We start from the raw sequence: 25,439 nt of genomic DNA on the forward strand, positions 1-25,439 counted from the left end.
TTAAGTTCTAACAGAGTAAATCAACATAACTTTACAAATTTGGATGCTTTTCATTACATATTAAGCTGTTTTTTCACCAATCCAACGACTGGGCATGAAAAAAAAGTAAAAAAAATCCGGGCTGCAAGAACCCGGATTATGCTTATCATCCGCAAACTATTTTGCGGCGGTAGCGGCCTGTGCAGGCGCTACTGGTTGAGATTCAACCTGCGGCTGCGCTTTTTCTTTATGGGCCAAATCCAATGCGATATGAACTGTTTCGTCCAGATAAGGGTCCGGTTCCTGATAGTCTTTTGGCAAATCTTCCAATGACTTCAGCGGCTTTTTACCTTCACGTTTAAAGCGCTCATTTAAGCGGTTCAACCGCGTGGCATCATCATCATGATTCTCTTTTTCGCGTTGAGCATAATTGAGAGAGACAATGTTTTTCTTATCTTTCAGTGCCTTATAACGTTCAATATCTTGCTGAATATGCTGAAATTCAGGATCGACGGCGATACGTGCGGCATGGGTTTTGATCAATTCCGGCTCCAACGGTTTCAAATCGCCCGTCTTGGTATAGCTGGCAGCATTGATGCTGTCCCAAGGCAAAGCATTATCTTCGAAGCTTTCACCGGTTTCTGCCGGATCAACCCCCGTTGGCATCACGATATCTGGAACAACCCCTTTGCGCTGAGTACTGCCGCCATCTACCCGATAGAATTTCTGGATAGTGTATTGCAGTGAGCCCAATGCTGGCCATTCAGGGCGCAGCATTTGATCGTAAATGCGATTCAGCGAACGGTACTGCTGAACCGTGCCTTTACCGAAGGTCGGCTCACCGACAATTAATGCACGGCCATAGTCTTGCATGGCAGCCGCAAAAATCTCGGAGGCAGAGGCACTGTAGCGGTCAACCAAGACCACCAGCGGGCCTTTGTAATACACCACGCCGTCAGTATCACTGTCTTCACGTACTTTGCCATTGTTATCCCGCACCTGAACCACCGGGCCACTCGGAATAAACAAACCAGACAGAGAGACAGCTTCGGTCAGAGCCCCACCACCATTGCTGCGTAAGTCAATGATAATACTGCTGACATTTTCTTTCTCCAGCTTCTGCAATTGCACCTTGACGTCTTCGGTCAGGCCAACATAGAAGCCCGGAATATCCAGCACGCCGACACGCTCTTTGCCGATGGTTTTCACCGACATTTTCACCGCGCGGTCTTCCAGACGAATACGTTCGCGGGTCAAGGTCACCGTGCGCGGTTTAGTCCCTTTACCGGCAGGTAAAATTTCTAACCGGACTTTACTGCCCTTCGGCCCTTTAATCAGCGCGACCACATCATCCAAACGCCAGCCGATGACATCCACCATCGGTTTGCCGGTTTGCCCTACGCCGATCACCCGATCACCCACCGCGATAGTTTTACTTTTCGCTGCCGGGCCACCTGGAACCATGGAATTGATTAATGTGTAATCATCATCCATTTGCAGAACTGCGCCAATACCTTCCAGAGACAAGCTCATCTCAGTATTGAACTGTTCGGTATTTCGTGGGGATAAGTAATTGGTATGCGGGTCAATTTCGTGAGCGAACGCATTCATGATCAGCTGGAAGACGTCTTCGCTATTACTCTGCGTCAAGCGCTTAATGGCTGCCTGATAGCGCTTGGTCAACGTCTCTTTGATTTCTTTATCCGTTTTACCGGTTAATTTCAAATTGAGCTGGTCATACTTAACTTTGGCGTCCCAAAGCTTATTCAGTTCAGCTTCGCTGGTCGGCCAAGGCGCTTTGCTGCGATCAATATCAATGGTGTCATTACCGGCGAAATCCATTGGCCGGTCTAAAACTGACAGCGCATATTGATAGCGTTCAAAACGGCGCTTTTGCGCCAGATTGAATAATGCATACGGCGTATCTAGCTGGCCGGATTTTAACTCATCGTCCAGCGAATGTTTTTTATCCGCGAACTGTGCCACATCTGATGCCAACAACACATTATGGCTGTAATCCAGCATGTTGAGAAAGCGATCAAATATTTTGGCGGAAAACTGATCGTCCAATGCAAACTGACGATAGTGAGAGCGAGTGAAGCGCGATGTTACGCGCTCACTCACGGTTGCATGCTCTGGTTCCTGGTGCAATTGAGGAAGTTGATCGATGCGATACGTTGTATCAGCCGCGTAACTTGCCCCCGCCAGTAACAAGCCTGCGATTGCTGTTAGTCTGACAAATTTGTTCATGCCTAGGTTGGCCTCCGTATCAGAACTGCAAGTGTTCTGCGCGCACAATCATCGCCAGACCTGAAGACAGCTGCACCCGTACGCCATCTTTAGCGATTTCTAATACGGTTGCGTCCATCGCGCTCTTGCCTGCTCTGACTTTGATTTCTTGACCAATTTGCAGTTTAGAGATATCTGTGACCGGCACAGGGCGTGGCTGGTTTTCCTCAGCCTGTGGACGAGGTGGCCGAGCCTGTTTTTGATTAGCCTGCTGTGGGCGAGGTGACTGACGAGGCTTGCGGTTTTCCACCGGAGCACCCGCTTCACGACGCGGTGCAGGTTTTTTACCTGCCGGACGTGGGCGACGTGGCTCTGGGGTTTCACCCGCAGCAATGGCAGCTTCGCGCTTTTTAGCTTGTTGTTCAGCACGTTGTGCCTGAACACGGGCTTTCGCCTCTTCCAGCTGTTTGCGGGCATGTTCGACATGTTGTTCTTCCAGCACACCACAAGGGTTGCCGTCTAAATCAACACGTTCAGCACCGACTTTGACCCCATAAAGATAACGCCAGCTAGAGGTATAGAGACGCAGCGCAGAACGCAATTGCGTTTTGCTTAAATTCTGTTCCCCCTGAACACGTTCGACCAGATCTTGAAAAATACCGATCTTCAGTGGACGTGCTTCGCCTTCGGCGGTGAAACAAAGCGGGAACCGCTCAGCCAAAAAGGCTATGACTTCTTTACTACTGTTCAACTTAGGTTGATTTTCCATGAAATTTCCTGATTACAACGGGTTTGCCAACCAGCGCAGGCATGAACAGGCGTCATTATAATGACGCCATCAGCAATTGCCACGTTATCCGTCTATCAACTTGCACTCTTTGTAACATATTTTGCACTGTCACAAAGCTCAAGATGCTCGCAAAGCCCCGCCACGACTGAGATTAAGCCTAATTCGTCGTCTTTATCAAAGCGATCATAAACAATGCTGTCGATATCCAAAACGCCGATAACATTTCCTTTAACTGTGATTGGCAGCACAATTTCAGCATTACTGGCGGCATCACAAGCAATATGACCGGGGAATGCATGCACATCACCGACCCGCTGAACGCGATTTTCTGCCACCGCAGTTCCACATACCCCTTTCCCGACAGGAATTCGCACACAGGCGATTTTTCCCTGGAAAGGGCCTAATACCAATTGATTGCCATCGAGCAAATAAAAACCGGCCCAATTCAAACCCTCAAGGCGTTCATAAATTAACGCGCTGGCATTAGCCAATGTGGCAATGAAGTTGGTTTCACCTGCAATCAGGGCACTCAAATCACGTTTTAATTCCGCGTAGAATTCTGCTTTTTTCATGTCATAACCATTAGAAACCTAAGAATAGCCAGAGGCGATTGATACGCCTAGCTTATATAAAATAATCATTAAATGCGCGTTGCTACAAGGTTATTCGGCGCTTACCATGGAAAAGATTTGCCCACAGTGGGGTTTGCCCCTTTTTGCCCCTTGTTTTGACTCATTGCTCTGCTACCATCCGCTTTATTATTTATATATTGGGGCCAGGGTTCTTATCTGATGAAGATACATGCCATTCAACGCCCCTTGTCCACCGCCAGAGTTCAGCGGTGCTGTCAGTGCGATGCGCTATTTACCTTGCCCCCTCTCAATGGCAAGCAGACGGCCTATTGCCCGCGTTGCAGTGCGAAAATAGCCAGCGGGCGCGATTGGTCATTGACCCGGCTGACGGCCATTGCTGTCGCCATGCTGTTATTGATGCCGTTTGCCTTTACCGAGCCACTCATCACAATCCGTCTGCTCGGCACACGGATTGATGCCAGTTTACTGGAGGGGATTTGGCAAATGAGCCGTCAGGGCCACCCCATCACCGCCAGCATGGTGGCGTTTTGTATTATGGGTGCGCCGATTACATTGACCGTCTCAATACTGTATCTGCGAATTGGCAGCCGGATTGGCATGAATCTGCGCCCTATTTTGCTGATGCTGGAGCGCTTAAAAGAGTGGGTGATGCTGGATATCTATCTTATCGGCATGGCGGTGGCCTGTATTAAAGTCAAAGAATACGCCGACGTGATGGCCGGTAGCGGATTAATAGCCTACCTGACCTTAACATTACTGAGTATTCTGGCGCTGGTGCATTTGAATCTGGAGCAATTGTGGGAGCGGTTTTATCCGCAAGAACAGCCGCCCGGCCCCAGAGAAACACTGCGCGTTTGTCTCTCCTGCCATTATACCGGGCACCCTGATGCACTGGGGCGCTGCCCGCGTTGCCATACACCTTTGCGCCATCGCCGCCGTCACAGCATCCAAAAAACCTGGGCGGCATTAATTGCCTCTATTGTATTGTTACTGCCGGCCAACCTATTGCCGATATCAATTGTTTATGCCAACGGCGTGCGTATGGAGGATACTATTTTCTCGGGCGTGGTTTCTCTTGCTTCATCGGGTAATATGCCCATCGCCGCCGTGGTATTTATCGCCAGTGTGCTGGTGCCCTTTACCAAAGTCATTGTCTTAATAACATTGTTGCTGAGTATTCATCTCAAGACACAGCACAGTCTGAAAACCCGCATGCGGTTGCTGCGTCTGATAACTTGGATTGGCCGCTGGTCAATGCTGGATCTCTTTGTTATTGCACTAATGATGTCGCTGATTAATCGCGATCAGCTCCTTTCCTTCACTATGGGGCCAGCAGCCTTCTATTTTGGGTCTGCGGTTATTTTGACTATCCTTGCTGTTGAGTGGCTGGATAGCCGGTTGATTTGGGATGCACATGCAACAGGAAACGCCGAGTACACCGACTGAGGCACAGGTTAAACATAAACGCCGGATATCGCCTTTCTGGCTGCTGCCTTTTATTGCCCTGCTGATTGCGGGGTGGCTGGTTTATAACAACTGGCAGGAACGCGGCACCGAAGTCACCATTGATTTCCAGTCTGCGGCAGGGATTGTCGCGGGGCGCACCCCGATTCGCTATCAAGGTGTGGAAGTTGGCATGGTGCAATCCATCAGTCTGGATGATGACCTGCGAAATATTAAAGTCACCGCCAGTATTAAGAATGATATGGAAGATTCGCTGCGCGAAGGGACTCAATTCTGGTTGGTCACGCCAAAAGCCTCATTAGCCGGGGTTTCCGGGCTGGATGCTTTAGTGGGCGGCAACTATATCGGCATGATGCCGGGCGAGGGCAAACCTCAGAGTCACTTTACCGCGTTAGATACCCAGCCCAAATTCCGTCTGAATACCGGCGAGTTAATGGTGCATCTTCATGCGCCTGATTTAGGTTCGCTCAATAGCGGCTCGCTGGTGTATTACCGTAAAATTCCGGTGGGCAAAGTCTATGATTACAACATTGCGCCTGATAATAGCGGCGTTGTCATTGACGTGCTGATTGACCGGCGTTTTGCCAAACTGGTCAAGAATGATACCCGTTTCTGGAATGTGTCTGGTTTTAAAGGTGATTTCAGCCTAAGTGGCGCTTCTGTACAAATGGAAAGCCTGGCCGCTTTGGTGAATGGCGCGATTGCCTTTGACTCCCCGCCAAACAGCCAAAATGCGAAGCCAGATCAGCCCTTCCAGCTCTATCCCGATTTAGCGCACAGCCAACGCGGTGTGGCTATTACACTGGATTTGCCCAGCGGCAGCAGCTTGAGTGCGGGGCGCACCCCACTGATTTATCAGGGTTTACAAGTCGGAACTTTGACAAAAATGACTCTTCAGCCGGACAGCAAAGTGACCGGCGAATTAACCATTGACCCGTCAGTGGTGGATTTAATGCGCAGCGGCACGCGTATTGAAATGAACAGCCCGCGAATCAGTCTTAATGATGCCAAACTGAGTGAACTTTTAACTGGCAACACCCTGGAACTTATCCCCGGCGAGGGTGAACCGCAACAGCGCTTTACCGTGCTGCCCAGCAGCAAAAGCCTGTTACAGCAACCCAATGTGCTTGAACTGCAACTCACTGCACCAGAAAGCTATGGCATTGATGTGGGTCAGCCCATCTCACTGCATGGCATTAAAATTGGTCAGGTTTTGACGCGCGAACTGTCAGCCAATGGCGTCAGTTTTACGGCGGCAATTGAAGCGAAATACCGGGATTTAGTGCATAAAGACAGCAAATTCGTGGTGAACAGCCGGCTGGATGTGAAACTCGGTATCGACGGCATTAATATTCAAGGTGCCAGTGCACAGGAGTGGATTGATGGCGGTATTTTGATTCTGCCGGGCAGTAAAGGCGATCCGCTCAATAAATACCCGCTATACAGCAGTGTGGATAAAGCCCTTGATGGGATTTTAGGTAATGGCCCGGCAACCACCCTAACCTTGACCGCCACCAGTTTGCCTGATGTGCAAACCGGCTCCGTGGTGCTGTATCGCAAGTTCCAGGTGGGTGAAATTACCCAAATCAGGCCGAAAGCCAATGAGTTCGAGGTGGATGTTTATATTCAGCCGGAATATCGCAAACTGCTCACTGATAAGAGTATTTTCTGGGCCGAGGGTGGCGCGAAAGTCCAATTTAATGGCAGCGGCCTCACCGTGCAGGCCTCCCCGCTGAATCGGGCATTAAAAGGCGCCATCAGTTTCGATAATCTGGAGGGCGTCACACTGGATAAAGGGGCAAAACGCACACTTTATGCCAATGAAACCGCCGCCCGCGCGGTCGGCAGCCAGATTATCTTACGCACTTTTGATGCCAGTAAACTGGCGGCAGGTATGCCAATTCGCTATCTCGGCATCAATATTGGCCAAGTTGAATCACTCAAGCTGGCCCCTGAGCGCAATGAAGTCTTAGCCAAGGCGGTGCTCTACCCCGAATATGTGCAGAGCTTTACCCGCGCCGGGACCCGTTTCTCGATTGTTTCGCCGGAGATCTCCGCAGCGGGAGTCAATAATCTGGATACCCTGTTCCAGCCTTATATTAATGTCGAGCCGGGTAAAGGGGGCACATTGCGCACTTTTGAGCTGCAAACCGCCACCATTACCGATTCGCGCTATCTTGATGGCCTGAGCATTATTCTTGATACCGCAGAAGCCGGTTCGTTGCAAATTGGCACGCCAGTGCTGTTCCGTGGGCTGGAAGTGGGCACCGTCACTGGGTTTAATCTGGGGGCGATGTCTGATCGGGTGCAAGTTTCTCTGCGTATCAGTCAGAAATTCCAGCAATTAGTGCGGCAAAATACCGTTTTCTGGTTGGCATCGGGCTATAACCTCGAATTCGGCCTGACCGGTGGAGTCGTGAAAAGTGGCACCTTCCAGCAGTTTATTCGCGGTGGCATTGCTTTCGCCACGCCCCCCACCACACCGCTGGCACCGAAAGCCGAAGTCAATCAACACTTTTTGCTGAACCCACAAGAGCCAAAAGACTGGCGCAACTGGGGGACGGCGATCCCGCGCTTCTAATTCAACTGGCGACAGGGCAGCAAATGTGCTGCCCTAATCGCTATCACCACAAACATCCAACACACATTTTCGTAACCAGCGATGCGCGGGGTCAGCATCCATTCGCGGGTGCCAGAGCATCGAAACCCTGATAGCCGGCAAACTTATTGGCAGCGGGAAACTGAACATGCCACGGCGCAAATTCAAGGTGTGGCGCTCTGGAACCGTGGCCACTAAATCAGAGCCTTTCACCAACGCCAGTGCGGTCGAGATGCCGTCAACATAAGTGACGGCGTTTCTTTCAAGCCCCAATAATTGCAGCGCATCATCAACTGGCCCTTGATGACCCTGACGCCGTGAAATCATAATGTGGCCTTGGGCCGCGTAGCGCTCAGCGGTTATCTCCCCCTCACTCAATATATGTCCGGCTCTGACCACACCGATAAAACGGTCACCAAATAATGCCCGCGTGCGCAATTCAGGGCTGGCCGCAGCCCCCACCACACCGGTTTCCAAATCGACCATGCCATCGCGAAGTAACCCACTGTCTTTGTTCATTTTTTGCATAAAGCGCAACCGCACCCCCGCAGCATCTTGGTTAACCCGAGCCAACAGCGCCGCACCAAAATTTTCGACAAAACCGTCGCTGCTACGCAAGGTGAAAACACGCGCCAGCTGCGCAAGATTGAGTGCCTCTGCCGGGCGCAGAACCGAGGTTGCGTCTTGCACCAATTGACTGACTTGCTCACGCAGTTCAAGTGCTCGTGGCGTCGGAACCAACACCCGCCCCGCCCTCACCAATAAAGGGTCGCCGGTGGTTTGGCGCAACCTGGCCAGTGATCGGCTCATCGCCGATGGGCTAAGCCCTAATCGCTGAGCGGCTCGCACCACACTCCCCTCCGCAAGCAGAACATTGAGTGTGATTAATAAATTGAGATCAGGTTTTGTCATTCCGTGACTCTAGCATAATCCGTCATAACATGGCGTTACATGCATCAATAAACTGCATTACGTGCGTCTTCCGCCCTGTTATGCAATGGAATAGTCTCCTGAATAAGTCTTATTTGGAGCTCCTCTACATGAAAGCGAATAACCACAACATAAACTCACTCAAATCTGCTGACCCGAGATCTGCTGACCCGATAGTTGAAAATGCCCATCTGCGAAAAACCATGCTCAGTCTCGCTCTGCCAATGCTGCTTTCTTCCTTAGCCACCAGCATTGCCAATGTCGGATTACCTACATTAACGCAGGCTTTAAATGCCTCATTTCAGGATGCGCAATGGGTGGTATTAGCCTACTTGCTGGCGATAACCACATCGGCCATCAGTATTGGCCGCATGGGCGATATCATTAACAAGCGCCTGTTGCTACAAGCCGGCATTGGATTATTCACTGCGGCATCGGTGGGCTGTGCTTTGGCTCCGACCATGGGAATGTTGATTGCCGCCCGAGTCTTACAAGGATTAGGGGCCGCCGCCATGATGACACTGACATTAGCATTGGTCGGTGAAGCTGTTAGCCAAGAAAAAACCGGGCGCGCTATGGGGATACTCGGCACAGTATCCGCCATCGGCACCGCCCTTGGCCCCACTCTCGGCGGCATACTCATTGCCGGGGCCGGTTGGCCTGCGATGTTCTTAATCAATATCCCTTTTGGACTGTTGGCCCTGTTCCTGGCATCACGTTACTTACCTTGTAATAAGGCCTCATTGATTAAACCACCCTCTGGTTTTGATCCCCTCGGCATGCTGCTGTTGGGTTTAACTCTCGCGCTGTATGCTCTGTCAATGACATGGGGACAGGGCACATTCGATGGGCATAATTTAGTGTTATTAGCTGGGGCAGCCATCGGTGTCGGACTCTTTGGCTGGGCAGAAAAAAGGGCGAAATTCCCCTTAATTCAAACCGCTATATTGCACCATTCAGTATTGCGCGGAAGTTTAATCATGAGCACATTGGTCGCTACCATCATGATGTCCACATTAATTGTCGGGCCATTTTATCTTTCCCGCGCGCTGGGTTTGCCAACCCAATGGGTTGGATTAGCAATGTCTGCTGGCCCGATAGTCGCGGCGCTGAGCGGTATTCCGGCAGGCTATGGCGTGGATAAATTAGGTGCTCGAATCATGGTCTCCAGCGGATTAGTCGGTATCGCTTTCGGGTCCATGATATTGGCGATAATACCCACAAGCTTGGGGGTGCTCGGCTATGTTGTCCCAGTTTGCCTGATTACGGCAGGTTATGCCGTTTTCCAGACCGCTAACAACACCCTGATGATTAAATCTGTTAGCGCGGATCAGCGGGGGGTTGTTTCTGGCATGCTTAACCTATCACGCAATCTTGGGTTGATCACTGGCGCATCGGTCATGGGGGCGATTTTTGCTTTCGCGTCGGCCTCTCAAGATATTCAATGGGCAGCAGCGACGGATATTATTCAAGGCATGCAATTGACTTACGGCGTCACCGCACTATTAGCAGTCATAGCATTAGGAATTTCCGCAAGCCACTTGAGAAATAAATCTAATCAATAGTTATCTCTCGCCCCACAGATACTGCCTGCTTATCACTCTGCTGAAAGGATTCATATTGAAAATTAAAGTTATAAAACATCAATTTACCTTAAACATGGCGGTTAGATGCCCGCCATTATTTTTCCAGTAAAAAACAGATTAAATGATAAATATGAGATGGATATGTGATTTTTTCATTAAAATTAGACACTTTTCAAATCTTGCTGCTATTAATTAATTATCTAGATTTTTTAATCATTCATGTCGTAAACATCAGTTGCGCTACGTCATTGGCCCAACTCAATTCTAGATTGCCTGGCTGCAAATTATATGATTAAGGAAGCAATAATGAAGAAACCCTTACTTATTCTCGGTGCAATGGTTTTACTGCAATCCGTTCCGTCAGCAGAAAGTGCCGGTACCATAAGCGGGACGCTAGGCGCGACATTAACGATTATTACTGGATGTTATATCAATGACGGTTCAGCCCCGGGCGGCCTGGCTAACTTAGGTACAGTCGACTTTGGCACGGTGCCAGACTTAAATGTTCGGATCCGGCGAGCGTATAACAGTACAGCCAATGGCGCGCTGAATTTGTACTGTAGCGCCGGAACGATCTATAGCATCGCGATAGATAACGGAGCCCATGCCACCGGCACTCAACGCCGCCTGGCCGGTGGGACTTCAGAGTTTGTGAATTACAATTTGTATAACGACAGCGCCTATACCGTCCCATGGGGAACTACTGGCGCGGGCCTTCTCACCGGAACCGCCACCGCTATCGCCACGCCTATCCCACTCACGGTCTACTCTGAAGTCCCGGTGCAGGCAACGCCGAGTGTCAGCACCTATACCGACACCGTTAACGTGACCGTCAGTTGGTAACCGGCATGACATGGGATATTACCCCAGATAACTCACCAATAATTCGAGATAAAACGGCACTATTGGGGTTTATTTTTTCTCTGTTATTACTGCGAACCTATCCGGCTTATACCGTGACTAAAACCGCCAATATTACGGTTAATGCGACGTTATTACCCACCTGTATCGCGGGGACTACAGTCGGTGGCACCACCAGCTTTGGCACATTAAATTTTGGCTCAACCACCGTGCTGAACACCCCGATAGCGGTTACCGGCCAGGCCAATACTGGGGCGATTTCTGTCCAATGCAGCAAAAACACCAGCTTTAGCGTGTTGCTTGGCCCCGGCCAAAGCGGCAGTGTCAATAGCCGTTATTTGACTGGCGGGCCGACCGGTCAGCATGTGAATTACAACCTGTATACCAACTCAGCACATAGCCAAATTTGGGACAACACCCTGGGGGTTTCACAGGTTGCCACCGGACAACCCGTTATCCTCCCCGTTTATGGGCTGATCCCGATACAGAGCACTCCGGCTGCCGGCATTTATACCGACACCATTCAAGTCACCGTCAATTGGTAGGGAGGGCGTAATATGGCACATAACAGTTTCTACCCCACCTTAATTCAATTACTGGTTCTGAGCTTATTCGGCTTACCCGTGACCGGCAGTTATGGGGAGACTTTAACTAGCCCCTTTGCCGTTAAAGCAACGATATTACCCGGCTGTATTTTAGGCAGTGGAACGGCTGATAGCAGCAGTTTTGGCACACTGAACTTTGGCAATATCTCTTCATTATCAACGGTGATTAATATCGTCTCCAGCCAAAACGCCGGTTCAATCATGATTCAATGCAGTGGCACACCCAGCATCACTCTGGCACTTAATAGTGGGGCAAATACCACCGGCAATATTTCCGCAGGCAGGCGGTTACTCAACAGTGCCACCGGTGAATATCTGTTTTACCAAATATTCCAAAATAGCGCCCGCAGTGTTATTTGGGGCAATGGCAGTAACGGCGGAACTGCGCAGGTTATTAACGCAAACAGCACACTGCAACAAATTATTTTATATGCGCAATTATTTGCCACCAGCACACTCCCCACTGCGGGGAACTACACCGATACGCTATTAGTCACCGTCACTTATTAAATGGCTATTTATTTAATGTGGTTACTTTACCGACAAGGAGTTCACTATGGTTAAATTAACATCGCTCGCATCAATGGTTTTATTGGCTACAACATTTACCAACAGCGCACTTTATGCCGCTTCCTCGGTACTGATTTGGCCTATTGACCCGGTGATAAACAATAATGAGAAAGCGACGGCGCTGTGGCTGGAAAATAAAGACAGTCAGCCGGTTTATATGCAAATCCGCGTATTAGGCTGGCAGCAAAAAGCTGGGCAGGAAGATTACAGCAATCAGTCGGCTATTATTGCCAGCCCACCCGTGGCGACTATTTTGCCGGGTAAGCGCCAGCTGATCCGCCTCATTAAAAACACCCCGGTGCCCGCAGGCCAGGAACAAGCATTCCGAGTGTTGATTGATGAAATTCCCCGCAAAGATCCCAACGAAGACGCACCTATGCCCTCTTTGAATATGGGGCTGAAATTTCAGATGCGCTACTCCATTCCGTTATTTATCTATGGCGAGGGTCTGAAATCTGAAGATGCGAATAACCCCGCGACCTTCTTTCCGCTGAATCTCGGCTACAAGTTCATTCAGGATAACGGTAAAACCTGGTTGGCGATCCGTAATCAAGGACAGACTCATGCCCGAATTTCTCACGTCAGTTTACAGAATAAAAATATTAATAGCGGGCTGATGGGCTACGTGTTGCCAGGTAATGAAATGCGTTTCCAAGTTCCGCCGTCAGCAAGTGTCGGTCAATTAACAGCCTTGGTGAATAGCCACCCAAAACCTATTGTTATTCCCCATCAATAGACTATCCAGGTGAAGAGTCTTTTATTTATTAATTAATGCAGGGTTAATGCATTGATAAACAGGAATAACTGTAAACACGTTAGGGTTTGGCATGATTATCAAATTCAGGCTGTCGCCATTTTTGACATTGATGTATGCCTCAATGATATCTCCTGTATTTATACCACTAACGGTATTGGGGGATGATTTGCCTCCCCCGCCATCTGCTGCGGTGATGCCTGACACGACCTTATATCTTGAACTGGTGGTTAATGGCCGCAACTTCGGCGAAGCTGTGCCGGTGATATACCGTGGCGGGCATTATTATCTGACGTCCGAACAACTAAAAGCCGTCGGTTTCCCCTCATCCGTAGCGAATACGCCCGAAGTTGCCATTGATACTATGGATAAAGTGCATGTCACCTACCAAGGTGATAGCCAAAAATTACTCATTGATATTCCTAGTGAATGGTTACCGCAGCAGCGGGTCAATACTGCCGCTACAGAGGACTATAATCTGGCTCAAAGCAGCCTTGGGCTGCTCTTTAACTATGATGTCTATGCCAGTCAGGGAGATAATAGTGGCCACCCCAGTCATGTTTCGGCCTGGACGGAACAGCGCCTATTCGACCACTTCGGTTTGTTCAGTAACACCGGGGTTTATCGCACTAGTTTGACGGATACCGATAATATCACCGTCGAAAAAGGGTATGTCCGATACGATACTCAGTGGCGATTAAATGATGAAAATCATATACTCAGCTACACGGCGGGCGACCTGATAACTAACTCACTAACCTGGAGCAGTTCAGTCCGCTTGGGTGGGTTTCAAATATCACGCAACTTTGCCATCCGCCCGGACTTAGTCACTTACCCGCTGCCCCAGTTTGCAGGTCAGGCCGCTATCCCCAGTACCGTTGACCTCTATATTGATAACTTTAGAACCCAATCGGCAATGGTTAACCCCGGCCCTTTTGTTATTGATAATGGACCCAGAATCAATGGCGCCGGGCAAGCCACCGTGGTCACCACGGATGCATTAGGCCGCCAGGTCAGCACCTCAATCCCTTTCTATGTCGCCAGTAATCTGCTCAAACCCGGTTTATGGGACTTCAGTATTTCAAGCGGCATGCTACGCCAAAACTATGGTATTCGTTCTGCTGATTATGGTTCCCCGGTTGCCAGCGGCGTGCTTCGTTATGGCACCACCCCTTGGCTGACACTTGAGGGCCGGGCAGATATTGCCAAACAATTGAATGTCGCCGGAAGTGGCGTCAGCTTACGGGTCGGGAATTATGGCGTTTTGAATGGTTCCTACAGTATCAGTCAAGCCGGTGATGACGTGCTAGGCAGTGGCATTGCCCCCACAGAAACAAATGTCGATTTCCCGGCCTCCACCTCAACTCTGCGCTATGGCGGGCGCGGTGATCAATACGCACTCGGTTACAGCTATAGCAATGCATTTTTCAGTTTGAATGCGCAACGTATTACTCGCAGTGAAAATTACGGTGACCTGGCAAATTATAAAAGTGAATACCGGCCCAGTCGCCGTACAGACCAAATCACCGGCAGCCTCGGGCTGGGTGCCTATGGTTCTATCGGCTCCGGTTACTTTGATGTCCGGGATGCATTAGGAGAGCGAACCCGCCTGGTCAACCTCAGTTACAGCACCACTGTCGTGGGTAATACCAGCTTTTATTTTTCGGTCAACCGAGAGCTGGGCAGCAAAGGTTATAACGCACAAATGGTGTTCAGCATCCCTCTGGGGGATTGGGGGGCGGGCAGCATCAGCAGTGTGCGCGACACCAATAACGCCTGGAGCCAACGTGTCAATTATAGCCGTGCAACCCCAACGAATGGCGGGTTTGGCTGGAATTTGGCTTATGCCAATGGCGCCGGTGAAAGCAGCAGTTATCAGCAAGCCGACCTCATCTGGCGAACCCGCGTGATGGAGAGTCGGGTTGGCGTGTATGGCAATGCCAGCGATTATCGTAGCTGGGGAGAAATCAGCGGATCACTGGTCATGATGAATCATGGAGTCTATGCCAGTAATACTATTAATGATGCTTTTGCGCTGGTATCAACCCACGGCTTTGGCAAAATTCCGGTAAGTTATGAAAATCAATTAATAGGCATCACCAACGACGACGGTTATTTACTCATTCCGAATGTCACCTCTTATTATCAGGCAAAATTCCAGATAGACCCAATGAGCCTACCGGCGGATGTTTCCATGCCGGAAGTTGAACGCCGCCTGGCTATTAGCGAACGTAGCGGTTATTTAGTCGATTTCCCACTGGAACAAATTACTGCCGCGACGCTGCATGTTACTGATAAATCTGGCAAAGATTTACCCAAAGGCAGCCCGATATTTACCCTCGATACCCAACCCGTCAGCTATGTCGGCTGGGATGGCATTGCTTATATTGAACAAACTAAACCCCATAATAAACTGAAAATAATCCGAGCGGATAATGGTGCCCAGTGTTATGTGCAATTCACACTGAAAAACAGTGTAGGAATACAGAATATCGGCACTCTGATATGCCAATAAACAAAAGCTATCTATCAATAGACAAATAGACAAATAGACAAATAGACAAATAGACAAAAATAGCGGAAATAACGGAGAACATATGACCCAAAAGAACATCAGAGCAGATTATGCTAGCAACCTCTCCGGTATTATCGCGTTGCTGATATTACTGATAGGGTTTATGGTTCCCTCCGCTCACGCTGACTCCTGCTCCTTTTCACCCGGCGCTGTGACCTTGCCACCAAGTTCATCGGTTGCGGCCAATACCACCGCAGTCAATGCTCAGGGCAATACTGCGATGTCTTGTTCCGGCCTGGGGGTCAGTTTATTATCCTCCTATTCATTGTCAGCCAAAATAACCAGTACTACTAATAATCTTAACCTTAAAAACGCGGCCGGAGACCTAATTCCTTATTCGATTTATCGCAATGGATCTTTTAGCCCAGCGCTGGGTCTCAATGGTGTGCTGGATTACAGTAGCGCTAATCTACTGGTGGTCGGTTTAACAGGGATCACCGCAAATCTCCCTATCTATATCCGAACCGGAACCAATGGCGCAATTAACGTCAATATCAGTGCCGGGACTTATACCGACGTCATTAATCTGGCCTGGACTTACAATATTTGCAAAGTGGCTGCGTTAGGTGCCTGTATTGGTGGCTATTGGTCGGGTAATGGTACAGGGGTCGATATTTCCACCGTCACCGTCACCTTGGTGGTCAGCAAAGATTGTGCGATTAATAGCTCCCCTGATGTCAATTTCGGTGGTTTTGCTTTAGTGGGCCAATTCAACCCCGTCAGCCAAAATATCACTCTCACCTGCACCAAAGGCTCGACCTTTAATACTTATGTCACTGCTGGGGATAACCCCGTGACCAACTGGCGGCAAATGAAACTGAACTCCACGACCGTCACTGACTATTTACAATATCAGCTTTACCAAGGCACGTCTGGCACCACACTATGGAATGCAACCTCAATGCAACCCGGCTCAGGGACGGGTGCTGCGCAACTTGTTCCTTATCACGCCGTTATTAACGCCAATCAGAATCAACGAACTCCAGGCGACTATCAGGACAATGTCAGTCTGGTACTTGTGTATTAATTGTTAATTATGAGGATATCGTATTTATCCTATATTGACGTGGAGAGTTATGTATTTCCCTTTATTTTTCAGTGCGATAATAGTTAAGAAATAACTTAAAGATAAGAAAATTCCGAATGAGCTGTACTAAATCTGTCCCTGTTATACAATCTGCGGGCTTAAATAATAGCCGAAAGACTTCTACCTAAGGAAAGCCGCGATTAAACAGGAGTGGGCACCATGACTGATTATGATAATCGGGAGAAATCAGCTGACATTACTCTGTTAAAAGAAATGAACAGCTTACGGGATATCATCGAAAATAATTCAGACTGGATCTGGGAGGTTGATGTTGCCGGCCGTTATACGTTTTCATCTGCAAAATCTATCGAGCTGCTCGGCCGTCTCCCGCATGAAGTGATTGGTAAAACCCCATTTGATTTTATGTCCGAAGATGAAGCTAATCGGGTAGGTACGATATTTGACAAGATCGCGGCTGCGCGCATTCCTTTTGCGGGTATACAAAATCGTAGTATCCGCGCAGATGGCAGCGAAGTATTAGTAGAAAGCAGCGGTATCCCGCTTTTTAACAATCATGGGGAATTCAAAGGTTATCGGGGAATAGACCGTAATCTGAGCAATTTACCTTATGATGCCAATAAACGCCTTTTTGAGTTGGAATCGATTTATTCCAGTGCCCCAGCGGGGCTGTGTTTTATCGATACAACCTTATGTTACCTGACAGTCAATGACTATCTTGCTGAATCATTGGGTAAAAAAACCGTAGATGTTAATGGCCGTAAAGTGGCAGATTTCTTGCCCAGCATCATCCCTATTCTGCAAAGTGCCCTACTAAAAGCCTATTGTAACGATAGCATCCCAGATGCTGAGTTTCAGATGCCGGATAAACAACGGGTGTTTTTCATGCGCATCAATGCCGCCAGATATCCGAATGGTCAGGTCAGTGGCCTGTCTGTCGCGATGATAGATATCTCTGCGCTGAAAAAGATGGAAGAAAAGCTGCGCAGCAGTAAACAACATTATCGCAATATGGTGGAACTGAACCCACAGATCCCCTGGACGGCCTCGCCAGACGGCATGATCACCAATATCAGCTCTCGCTTTGAAAAAATCACGGGGTTAACCCGCGAAGAAGCACTGGCAGACAGATGGCTGCGCACTATCCATGTGGATGACCGCCACCCCACATTGATAAGTTGGGAGCATTCTCTGCAAACACAGGAACCACTCGACGTCGAAATACGTTTTTGTCATGTGGAAAAAGGCTGGAACTGGATGCGTATCCGCGCCGTCCCCAGCATTGATGATCAGGGTAATGTGGAATGTTGGTACGGCACCGCGGAAGATATTCATGAACGCAAGTTACTGGAACTTAAGCTGATTAAGGCTAACCGGCGGCTGGAAATTCAAGCCAGAACTGACTCACTAACCAAATTACCTAATCGCCGAGAGTTCAAGAAAGTATTGGCCCATGAATTTATGCGGGCAAGGCGCTCAAACTCGCCATTGGCCGTTTTAATGATTGATATAGATTATTTTAAGAATTTCAATGATTGCTACGGCCATATTTCTGGCGATGCCTGTCTGCGGCTGGTCGCCAGAGCATTGCGCAAATCATTGAAACGCAGCACCGATATTGTCGCCCGTTATGGCGGAGAGGAATTCGCTGCTATCTTGCCAGACACAGACCAAAAAGGGGCCAGTTTAGTGGCGGAGCATATTCTGCAATCTATCCGGGCGATGGGTATCAAACACGGCGAAAGCAAATTCCGCAAAGTTACCATCAGCTTGGGTGTCACCGTCTATCAATCTCAACTGCACAGCAATATTACTGATCAGGCTGATTTGGTGCAGACTGCTGACCAGGCGCTTTATTATTCTAAAAAGAATGGTCGTAATCAGTTTAATTTGGCCGAGCTTCCCTGCTAGCGGCTAGCGGCATTTTTTTCGCGCCACATTCTGGCGCTTTTTTTTAGCTCGGCTATTCTCAATAAGGCGGCCAATCTGGTCATACCTCATACCACTCGGTAAAGAAGGAGTCTTTATGGGAAAAACCGTGGTAAAAATCAGAAGTTTCGAAGTGGATGACGCAGTATTATCCGCACCATTGGAGAAAGGTGAAAACACACTCAGTATCCCGTGCAAATCAGATCCTGAATTGTGTATGCAGCTAGATGGATGGGATGAAAATACCAGTATTCCTGCAACATTAGACGGTAAAGATAAGCTGCTCTACAAAAAACATTATGACCAACATCAAGACGCCTGGGTGATGAAGGTCACTTGATGATTCAAAGATCCGTCACCCATAGCTAAAATTTATGAGTGGCGGTTTCTTCATTTTACATTCGATAAAACCGTTACATTCGATAAAGCCCGCGGCTAAAAAGCGCTTGCTGCTTGCATCACAATTTCTGCTATCAGAATGTTTCCAACAGTTTGAATTGCATACAAATCAGCATCATATCTGGGGAAAATAGTTCGTACTCTGCAAAAAACCGCTGATGCTCTTTACGCCAATAAGCCAAAGAACGATCGCCCTCGCCTTCAGCAAAAGCATGCGCTTCATCAACCTGATCAAAGGTTTTCAACTCAACATCCGTCAGCTCGACGGCACAAACCGGTTCATTACGGCCATTGACCACAACAAAAACATCACCCGCCTGCGGGACACCTTCTTCATCCAATGCAGCACAAGTTGCTGTTTTAGTGCCATTGAGGACTAATGCCAATAAATCATCAGCGACTTGTTCAGTATCACCAAAAGCCCAACGTTCGGCGTTTTCATATTTTTGTGGAATTGCAGCCATAGTTTCATTATTCCTATTCGTAATATTATTGATGCAGCGCATATTATACTTTAACGCTATAAACTCACTCTCGCATCAACATAAATTTTCGCTACTATACCTAAATTGCGGTAAAAAAATAAATCCCGCGAAGCAATTTCAAATCAAACAATTTCAAGTCAAACAAATCTATTGAGGTAAAAATAAAGGCCTATGGTGACCAAACGCTTGCATACAAAACATTGGAAAATGTTTTTGGTATTACTTTGCATCTGTGGCGCATTAATGCTGCTGCGGTGGGCGTCTATGATTTTTGGCTGATTGAGCCGCCACTACTGTTTGTCTTTAGGCAAAAATAAACAGCCACATTTTGGGCACACTAACGCTGTATTTTTATGCACTTTTTCTGTGCTTTGCTCAGATGCTGCGCCGCAATCTGGGCACTTAATGTTTACTTTGGCACTACTAACCAGTTTTCTGATGCTATCAAGAAATGACATATGCTCGCCTCTCAGTTGTACAACCTCATTAGATTACGTTAACCAACGCCCCTAAACCGTGGAGTGGTCAGCGTTACTCAGATTATCTTTACCGGATGAGATTTCACTCAGTGGAAATAACCGGTTTTGCAGGAGACAATGGAAAGAAACAAGCAGAAAATGGAAAGATACGAGGGGAAATATTCACCACGCTGCATGGCTGGCATGCTTGGCGTAGTGAAATGGTAGGCAGGTTATTGGAAACCCTTGGTCTGGGATCAGTGATTCCATAATTCTTGGATCAACCCTCTGACCCGAACCTTGGAAGCACCAGCAACCAGGCTGATAATACGGTTCGCGCTCAACGTAGAAACATCCGTATTCCATTCATCAAACGAATGATCGGCATAACTGTCGTTGAAAACCTTTTTTATCGAGGATTCAGCTTCGGACATCTCACTGAAACTCTTAGCGTTTATTAAGCACTGAGCAATGATTGAGACTTTTTTCATGTTTTATCCTTGATTATCGGTCGCATAGTGTAGCACAATCTCACTCTCTCTGCTCATATGCTGCTTAAATTGTTTTCTATTTAGGCTAACCGATTGATAAAAAACGAGATTCAATAAATATTATCAGTGACTCTTAGCTCTGGCTCATTTGCCCCACGCTCTTAGTGGCCCGCAAAATTTGACCTCAAATCTCAATGTTTTCTAAAAAAAACCAATTTTGTCGCAAATCAGTAACAATAAATTCATTATTTATTCATTTGTTGTGCGCTTTTTATTCAATTAGAGTCTATAGTGTTATGGTTCTGACATAGTCACATGTTTTACCCCTGTAGGTAACCCGAGGTGTCAAATGATCAGCAATTTCTTTCTCTATTCACTTTTTATTATTTATATCAGTGCCGCAATTATTGATGGCTCGCTGCCTCTATTTAGCCAGATGCCGTTATTCTAGCCTGATGTCGGTCAATGCGAGTCTGTTACCCCATTCTCGTTAGAGATAGCATCTTGCAATAAGGCCCCCATCTCAATAGCACCCGGCGGCCGTAACGCCCATTTAGGCCCCTGTAAAGCCTCTGCATAACCCGCCTGATATAAATGCTCCATCTTCACCGGATCAAAAATCTCTGCGCCGTTAATATCAATATCCGGTGGAATAGTTATCCAGTGAAACCCTGATTTTTCAGCTAATGAGAAAGCATAAATCCGATACAAATCGCCGACTAATGCCGCTTTACTGGTTGAATCCAACGTGCGTAAAGCAATATTTCGGACCAATCGCGGAGTAGGTGCGGGTTGTGGGCCAAGCTGGCCATTGTGAATAATATAAATGTCTTCTTTACTCTCGGCTAAGCCCGCTCTGGCACGCACCACTTTGGAGCTATATACCCCACCATTATAAAAGACTCGCGCCGCAACACCGCCATCGACGTGCATTTCATCGTAATGTTTCCCTTTAGCCACCACATCAAAAAATACCGGTGAAAAAGCGACGGGGACGGAGGAAGAGGCAAGCATCACTTTACGGAATAACATTAAAGCTTCCGGTGTCCCTTTCGTGGCAATCAGCCCCATGTTCCACACAATAAAGCGCTGCGAATCAAGATCAACCGTGCCCATATACAACCGCCGCCCTTGTTGATGGGCCTTGGCTATTTCACTCAGTAATTGCGGTGTTATATGACCATCAATGAGCTGAGATAGTGGGCTGGTATCCGCCAATGACTCGCGGAAAAATAGACGAAATAGCAGATTATTCAGATGGAAAATATCCTGGGTGGTCGTCGTGGTATAAAAGTCATGCAACGCCTGGTCATAATCACTGCCTAAAAAGGCAAAAGGCGCGATCAGAGCACCGGTTGATACCCCACTCACCACTTTAAAAACCGGGCGTTTGCCCGTTTTAGTCCAGCCATTCAAAAAACCGGCACCGAAGGCGCCATTAGGGCCTCCGCCAGATAAGGCTAAATGAGGATAAACATGAGTTCCATCAGCCACGCGGAACATCTCTTTCGGTTCGTCTTGATAAGATTGCAGTAAGTCAGCTTCAAATATTGGGCTAATATGCCCGGCTCCCGCACGAATATTGGGCATACCAAGGATTTCCGCCTGTGGCATTAACGCCACAGGGACTGGGTTTCTGGGTAATTGACTACACGCGCCTAATAAAAAAAAGCCCGTCAGTAGCACCGTGGCACGTATTAACTTCCCACTTTTTATCATTATATTTTCCAGCAGCACGGCCATTGTTAACTCACTAAATTTATATTACTTTCATAAAAATCGCCTAAAACCAAATAATCGGTTAAGCCGCTGTTGGTGAGGGCGATTAAAAAGTAATAACCGACCCTCCGATGCTGTTTACCGAAATATCTCCCTTCTGCGCCCGGTGCTTCACTATTGTTGTGACAACCCACGCCATTGCTGTACTGAAGGCCGTTGCCATTGATAACTTGCATACTTACGCAAGTATGCCGGCAGTTCGTCACCATTGAGCGCCAGCCGGTTAATCATTAACGCCAAATCAGTATCTGCAATGCACCATTCACTGAATAAATTCTTCCGACCATCAGAAAGTAAAGGTTTCAACCCTGAAATAAGTTTATGTGCCGCTTGTTGCCCCGCATCCGATAATGGGGGCATTTTCACTCCGCCAAAAACAACTTCGGTGGGGCGTTCAACCCTAATCGGCATCAAATCACTGCGTAACCATGCTTGGATTTCGCGTGCTTTAGCGCGCTCTTGCCTATTTTGTGGAAAAATCCGTGCATATTCTGGCGAAGAAAATCGCTCTTCCAAATATTCAGCAATCGCGGAGGATTCTGATAATCGAAAATCATCGATTATCAAGGTTGGCACACGACGAGTGACCGATAGCTTGGCAAACTCTTCGCGTAAGTTCTCGCCAGCGGACAGGTCAATAGCACTTAAAGTGAAAGGAAGGGCTTTTTCTGTCAGTGACACAAACACAGACATAACATAAGGGCTGAAAAAATCCGCATCAGTATACAACGTAATGGTTTGCTGACTCATGATGTCTCCACCGGGTTATCACTAAAAGATGACGTTAGTCGATTTTACTGTTTCGCTGAAGTTTCCGGTGGCTCTATGTTATTTTCGATAAAAAGTGTGCGGCTGGGGAAAGCAAAGTCTGCGCCATGCTTATGCACTATATCGATAAATCTCAAATAACAGTTCTGCTGAACTGCCAGCCATTCAGCCCATACTTTGGTCTTAGTAAAGCAATAAACCATAACATTGAGGGAAGACTCGCCAAACCCATTGAAATAGACCAATAAGGTCTGATGCTGATCAATATCATCATTATTGGCTAAAAAATTATGCATTTCATCCACAATTATCCCTATTTTATCCGCATCCTCATAACGCAGCGCCAGAGTGGTTTTTATTCTGCGGTTGGTCATGCGCCCTGGGTTTTCAACACTAGTATCGGTGAATGTGGAGTTTGGAACATACAGTGGACGGTTTTCAAACGTCATTATTTTTGTCAGCCGCCAACCTATTTCAACAACAACACCCTCAATATGGCGATCTGGCAAACGTATCCAGTCTCCGATATTAAAAGGGCGATCAAAATAAAGCATCACGCCAGAAAAGAAATTACTCAAAATATCTTTTCCAGCCATACCGACAGCAAGCCCCCCAATACCGCCAAAGGTAACCAGCCCGGAAAAACTCATGCCCAGATGCTCACCATAGAGCAGAACGACGACCACCACGAATGTAATTTTTAGCATGCGCGAGATGATTTTAGCGCTGGTAATATCACTCCCTTTTGCTACCTGTCGTTTTTCCAATACATCAAATAATACAAACATCCTACGCATCAACATCAGCAGGATAACTGACATACAGATAAAATTAACTGTCTTGGCTGTGATGAAGTTTATCTTTATGTCAGCGAGTGCATTATTGATGATTTTCCCCACTACAATCACCATGACAGACCACAGCAGGAAGCTTACAAATTGTAATATAAAACTATAACGAGAATGGTGCCGTCGCATTCCCCACACCGAGACAATTAATAAGGCAATGACGCAACTGATGACTAAAATCAGCCCGACAATGTTTTCCATAGTAAACTGAGCAACCATATGCATTGTGCCCTCAAACATATCTCATCACATGTGCCACTTCTCGTCTTTTCATGAGCTGCGAATAACGTTTATATCGCAGCCCATAGCCGAAAAATACACTAACAAAGATTAATTTTCTGCGGGTATATCATCTAAAATCGTCAGCAAAATATCCGCATCCGGGGTTGTGATATGTTTCCCTTCCAGGAAACCAGCGAGTTTGGCTTCAGCATTATGCTCGTACACTTCATAACCTGCAATTCGATAACCCGGCACACCATCCTGACCACGAATATACTCATCGCCGTCAATATAGTAATCAACAACACCGCTGGCATCTTCAATCTCGTAACGTTTATCAAAAGGGAACTGTTTCATCACTCATCCTAAAAAAACACTGCATACCGATATAATGCCAAAATACCGCTTTTTTAGGAAGCACTAGCCGTAACGCTATTCAGTCTCATTTTCAATACCTTTTTATATTGAGTATGTTCGGCATATATATTCCTTTTCATTGAATCTTAAACGCCTCTAATCCTAATGTTAAAAATCCTATTTGCTTTTACACCACTAATTCTCATGCCAAACAAAGTCATTCAAGGTAAACTAATGCGCCTAAATAAGGAGATGGGATGAGCACGGAAATATTTATTGCGGTACTGGGTGCAGCGCTATTGCATGCTAGCTGGAATGCTTTAGTCAAATTTGGTACTGACCGTTTAGTCGCTATTTCGGTAATGGCCTTTTTTTCCGGTGTCATCTCATTCTTCGGTATTTTCTTTGTTGGTTTACCCTCGCTTAGCGCGATCCCGTGGTTACTTCTGTCTGTCGCTTTTCACACAGGTTATTGCCTCTTTCTCAGTAAAGCCTACGAGCAAGCAGAGTTTGGACAAATTTATCCGATTGCCCGTGGTGTAGCGCCATTATTAAGCGCCCTGCTGTCGTGGTTAATTTTGTCTGAAATCCCACGAGCAATGGCTTTATTAGGTGCCGTTATCTTGGTTTCTGGGGTTATTATGATGACATTTGATGGTCGCCATGGCCCAAATAAACTTAATCTCAGAGCCACCCTCTATGCATTAACAACTGCGGCATTTACCGCCTGTTATACTCTATCCGATGGAGCAGGAAGCCGTGCCAGTATTGAACCACTCAGTTATATTTTATGGCTATTTATGTTCAATGGCATGACCATGTTTGGACTACTTTGGGTCCTGCATCGCAATGTGGTGTTTCGTGAAATCCGACAACATTGGCGTCACGGCATCATCGGGGGGGCCATGCAATTACTGGCTTATGGCATTGTCATTTGGGCCATGAAAAGTACGCCAATTGCCTTGGTAGCCGCACTCCGCGAAACGAGCGTTCTCTTTGCAATGGTTATTTCTATCTGGATGTTAAAAGAAAAACCCTCAATGTTACGGCTTATAGCCAGTGCCATTATTATGGCCGGAGTGGCTATTACCAAATTTGGTTGATTTTTAATCTCCCAAGGAAA

Annotated in this window: 24 protein-coding genes; 13 read left to right on the top strand and 11 right to left on the bottom strand. The window is 47.5% G+C overall.

All coding sequences use genetic code 11. The features are described from left to right. Positions 1-156: 156 nt before the first annotated feature. The 3 genes from prc to FTA91_RS07045 form a co-directional block, all read right to left on the bottom strand. Positions 157-2,229, bottom strand: a complete 2,073-nt coding sequence (gene prc, locus FTA91_RS07035; RefSeq protein WP_145583118.1) for a carboxy terminal-processing peptidase — start codon at positions 2,227-2,229, stop codon at positions 157-159. A gap of 19 nt (positions 2,230-2,248) precedes the next feature. Beyond that, a complete protein-coding gene (proQ, locus tag FTA91_RS07040) occupies positions 2,249-2,977 on the bottom strand; it encodes an RNA chaperone ProQ (RefSeq protein WP_038632507.1) in 729 nt (242 codons plus the stop codon). A gap of 95 nt (positions 2,978-3,072) precedes the next feature. Next, positions 3,073-3,570 carry a GAF domain-containing protein gene (locus FTA91_RS07045; protein WP_050116334.1) on the bottom strand — a complete coding sequence of 166 codons (498 nt, stop codon included), beginning with the start codon at positions 3,568-3,570 and terminating at the stop codon, positions 3,073-3,075. 219 nt (positions 3,571-3,789) lie between these two features. On the opposite strand from FTA91_RS07045, the gene yebS reads away from it, so the two are divergent. After that, entirely contained in the window at positions 3,790-5,037 is a 1,248-nt protein-coding gene (gene yebS, locus FTA91_RS07050; protein WP_050116333.1) for a membrane integrity lipid transport subunit YebS, read from the top strand. Further along, on the top strand, positions 5,006-7,636 hold the full coding sequence (locus FTA91_RS07055; protein WP_050116332.1) for a PqiB family protein: 2,631 nt from the start codon (positions 5,006-5,008) through the stop codon (positions 7,634-7,636). Before yebS ends, FTA91_RS07055 begins: the two co-directional genes overlap by 32 nt. Positions 7,637-7,669: 33 nt before the next feature. Here FTA91_RS07055 and FTA91_RS07060 read toward each other — a convergent pair whose 3' ends face one another. Then, on the bottom strand, positions 7,670-8,566 hold the full coding sequence (locus FTA91_RS07060; protein ID WP_050116331.1) for a LysR family transcriptional regulator: 897 nt from the start codon (positions 8,564-8,566) through the stop codon (positions 7,670-7,672). Positions 8,567-8,694: 128 nt separating this feature from the next. On the opposite strand from FTA91_RS07060, the gene FTA91_RS07065 reads away from it, so the two are divergent. The 9 genes from FTA91_RS07065 (at position 8,695) to FTA91_RS07105 (ending at position 18,849) form a co-directional block, all read left to right on the top strand. Next, complete coding sequence (locus tag FTA91_RS07065) at positions 8,695-10,149, top strand: MFS transporter (RefSeq protein WP_145536079.1); 1,455 nt, start codon at positions 8,695-8,697, stop codon at positions 10,147-10,149. Positions 10,150-10,458: 309 nt separating this feature from the next. Then, positions 10,459-11,013, top strand: a complete 555-nt coding sequence (locus FTA91_RS07070) for a Csu type fimbrial protein (RefSeq protein WP_072082741.1) — start codon at positions 10,459-10,461, stop codon at positions 11,011-11,013. Between the two features lie 5 nt (positions 11,014-11,018). Beyond that, on the top strand, positions 11,019-11,576 hold the full coding sequence (locus tag FTA91_RS07075; protein ID WP_050116328.1) for a Csu type fimbrial protein: 558 nt from the start codon (positions 11,019-11,021) through the stop codon (positions 11,574-11,576). A 12-nt stretch (positions 11,577-11,588) separates the two neighbouring features. After that, entirely contained in the window at positions 11,589-12,146 is a 558-nt protein-coding gene (locus FTA91_RS07080; RefSeq protein WP_050116327.1) for a Csu type fimbrial protein, read from the top strand. Positions 12,147-12,192: 46 nt separating this feature from the next. Beyond that, positions 12,193-12,942, top strand: a complete 750-nt coding sequence (locus FTA91_RS07085) for a fimbrial biogenesis chaperone (RefSeq protein ID WP_145536078.1) — start codon at positions 12,193-12,195, stop codon at positions 12,940-12,942. 91 nt (positions 12,943-13,033) lie between these two features. Continuing rightward, entirely contained in the window at positions 13,034-15,475 is a 2,442-nt protein-coding gene (locus tag FTA91_RS07090) for a fimbria/pilus outer membrane usher protein (RefSeq protein ID WP_145536077.1), read from the top strand. Positions 15,476-15,557: 82 nt separating this feature from the next. Next, positions 15,558-16,562, top strand: coding sequence for a Csu type fimbrial protein (locus FTA91_RS07095; protein ID WP_050116324.1), 1,005 nt, complete (start codon positions 15,558-15,560; stop codon positions 16,560-16,562). A 219-nt stretch (positions 16,563-16,781) separates the two neighbouring features. After that, entirely contained in the window at positions 16,782-18,491 is a 1,710-nt protein-coding gene (locus FTA91_RS07100) for a sensor domain-containing diguanylate cyclase (protein ID WP_050116323.1), read from the top strand. A 115-nt stretch (positions 18,492-18,606) separates the two neighbouring features. Next, a complete protein-coding gene (locus FTA91_RS07105; protein WP_050116322.1) occupies positions 18,607-18,849 on the top strand; it encodes a DUF1480 family protein in 243 nt (80 codons plus the stop codon). Positions 18,850-18,982: 133 nt separating this feature from the next. Here the strand turns inward: FTA91_RS07105 and FTA91_RS07110 are convergent, their stop codons facing one another. Beyond that, a complete protein-coding gene (locus tag FTA91_RS07110) occupies positions 18,983-19,372 on the bottom strand; it encodes an ASCH domain-containing protein (RefSeq protein WP_050116321.1) in 390 nt (129 codons plus the stop codon). A 192-nt stretch (positions 19,373-19,564) separates the two neighbouring features. Here FTA91_RS07110 and yniD point away from each other — a divergent pair, with 192 nt between their 5' ends. Continuing rightward, a complete protein-coding gene (gene yniD / locus FTA91_RS20300) occupies positions 19,565-19,672 on the top strand; it encodes a small membrane protein YniD (RefSeq protein WP_086019094.1) in 108 nt (35 codons plus the stop codon). An 11-nt stretch (positions 19,673-19,683) separates the two neighbouring features. Here yniD and FTA91_RS20215 read toward each other — a convergent pair whose 3' ends face one another. The 6 genes from FTA91_RS20215 to FTA91_RS07135 all read right to left on the bottom strand — a co-directional run bounded on the left by FTA91_RS20215 (position 19,684) and on the right by FTA91_RS07135 (position 24,316). Then, a complete protein-coding gene (locus FTA91_RS20215) occupies positions 19,684-19,851 on the bottom strand; it encodes a YnfU family zinc-binding protein (RefSeq protein WP_215624503.1) in 168 nt (55 codons plus the stop codon). Between the two features lie 257 nt (positions 19,852-20,108). Then, positions 20,109-20,342, bottom strand: a complete 234-nt coding sequence (locus FTA91_RS07115) for a hypothetical protein (protein WP_005272441.1) — start codon at positions 20,340-20,342, stop codon at positions 20,109-20,111. Positions 20,343-20,804: 462 nt separating this feature from the next. Further along, on the bottom strand, positions 20,805-22,061 hold the full coding sequence (locus FTA91_RS07120) for a patatin-like phospholipase family protein (protein ID WP_050116346.1): 1,257 nt from the start codon (positions 22,059-22,061) through the stop codon (positions 20,805-20,807). A 174-nt stretch (positions 22,062-22,235) separates the two neighbouring features. Beyond that, on the bottom strand, positions 22,236-22,871 hold the full coding sequence (gene yfcF / locus FTA91_RS07125) for a glutathione transferase (protein WP_145536076.1): 636 nt from the start codon (positions 22,869-22,871) through the stop codon (positions 22,236-22,238). A 44-nt stretch (positions 22,872-22,915) separates the two neighbouring features. After that, positions 22,916-23,956, bottom strand: coding sequence for a mechanosensitive ion channel family protein (locus FTA91_RS07130; protein ID WP_145536075.1), 1,041 nt, complete (start codon positions 23,954-23,956; stop codon positions 22,916-22,918). A 111-nt stretch (positions 23,957-24,067) separates the two neighbouring features. Beyond that, the gene (locus FTA91_RS07135; protein WP_050116319.1) at positions 24,068-24,316 is read right to left on the bottom strand and encodes a hypothetical protein; all 249 of its coding nucleotides are present in this window, start codon (positions 24,314-24,316) and stop codon (positions 24,068-24,070) included. Between the two features lie 257 nt (positions 24,317-24,573). On the opposite strand from FTA91_RS07135, the gene FTA91_RS07140 reads away from it, so the two are divergent. Beyond that, positions 24,574-25,419: a DMT family transporter gene (locus FTA91_RS07140; RefSeq protein ID WP_145536074.1), complete on the top strand. Its 846-nt coding sequence runs from the start codon at positions 24,574-24,576 to the stop codon at positions 25,417-25,419. Positions 25,420-25,439 lie beyond the last annotated feature (20 nt).

This window comes from Yersinia thracica (assembly GCF_902170565.1).
Taxonomy (GTDB): Bacteria; Pseudomonadota; Gammaproteobacteria; order Enterobacterales; family Enterobacteriaceae; genus Yersinia; species Yersinia thracica.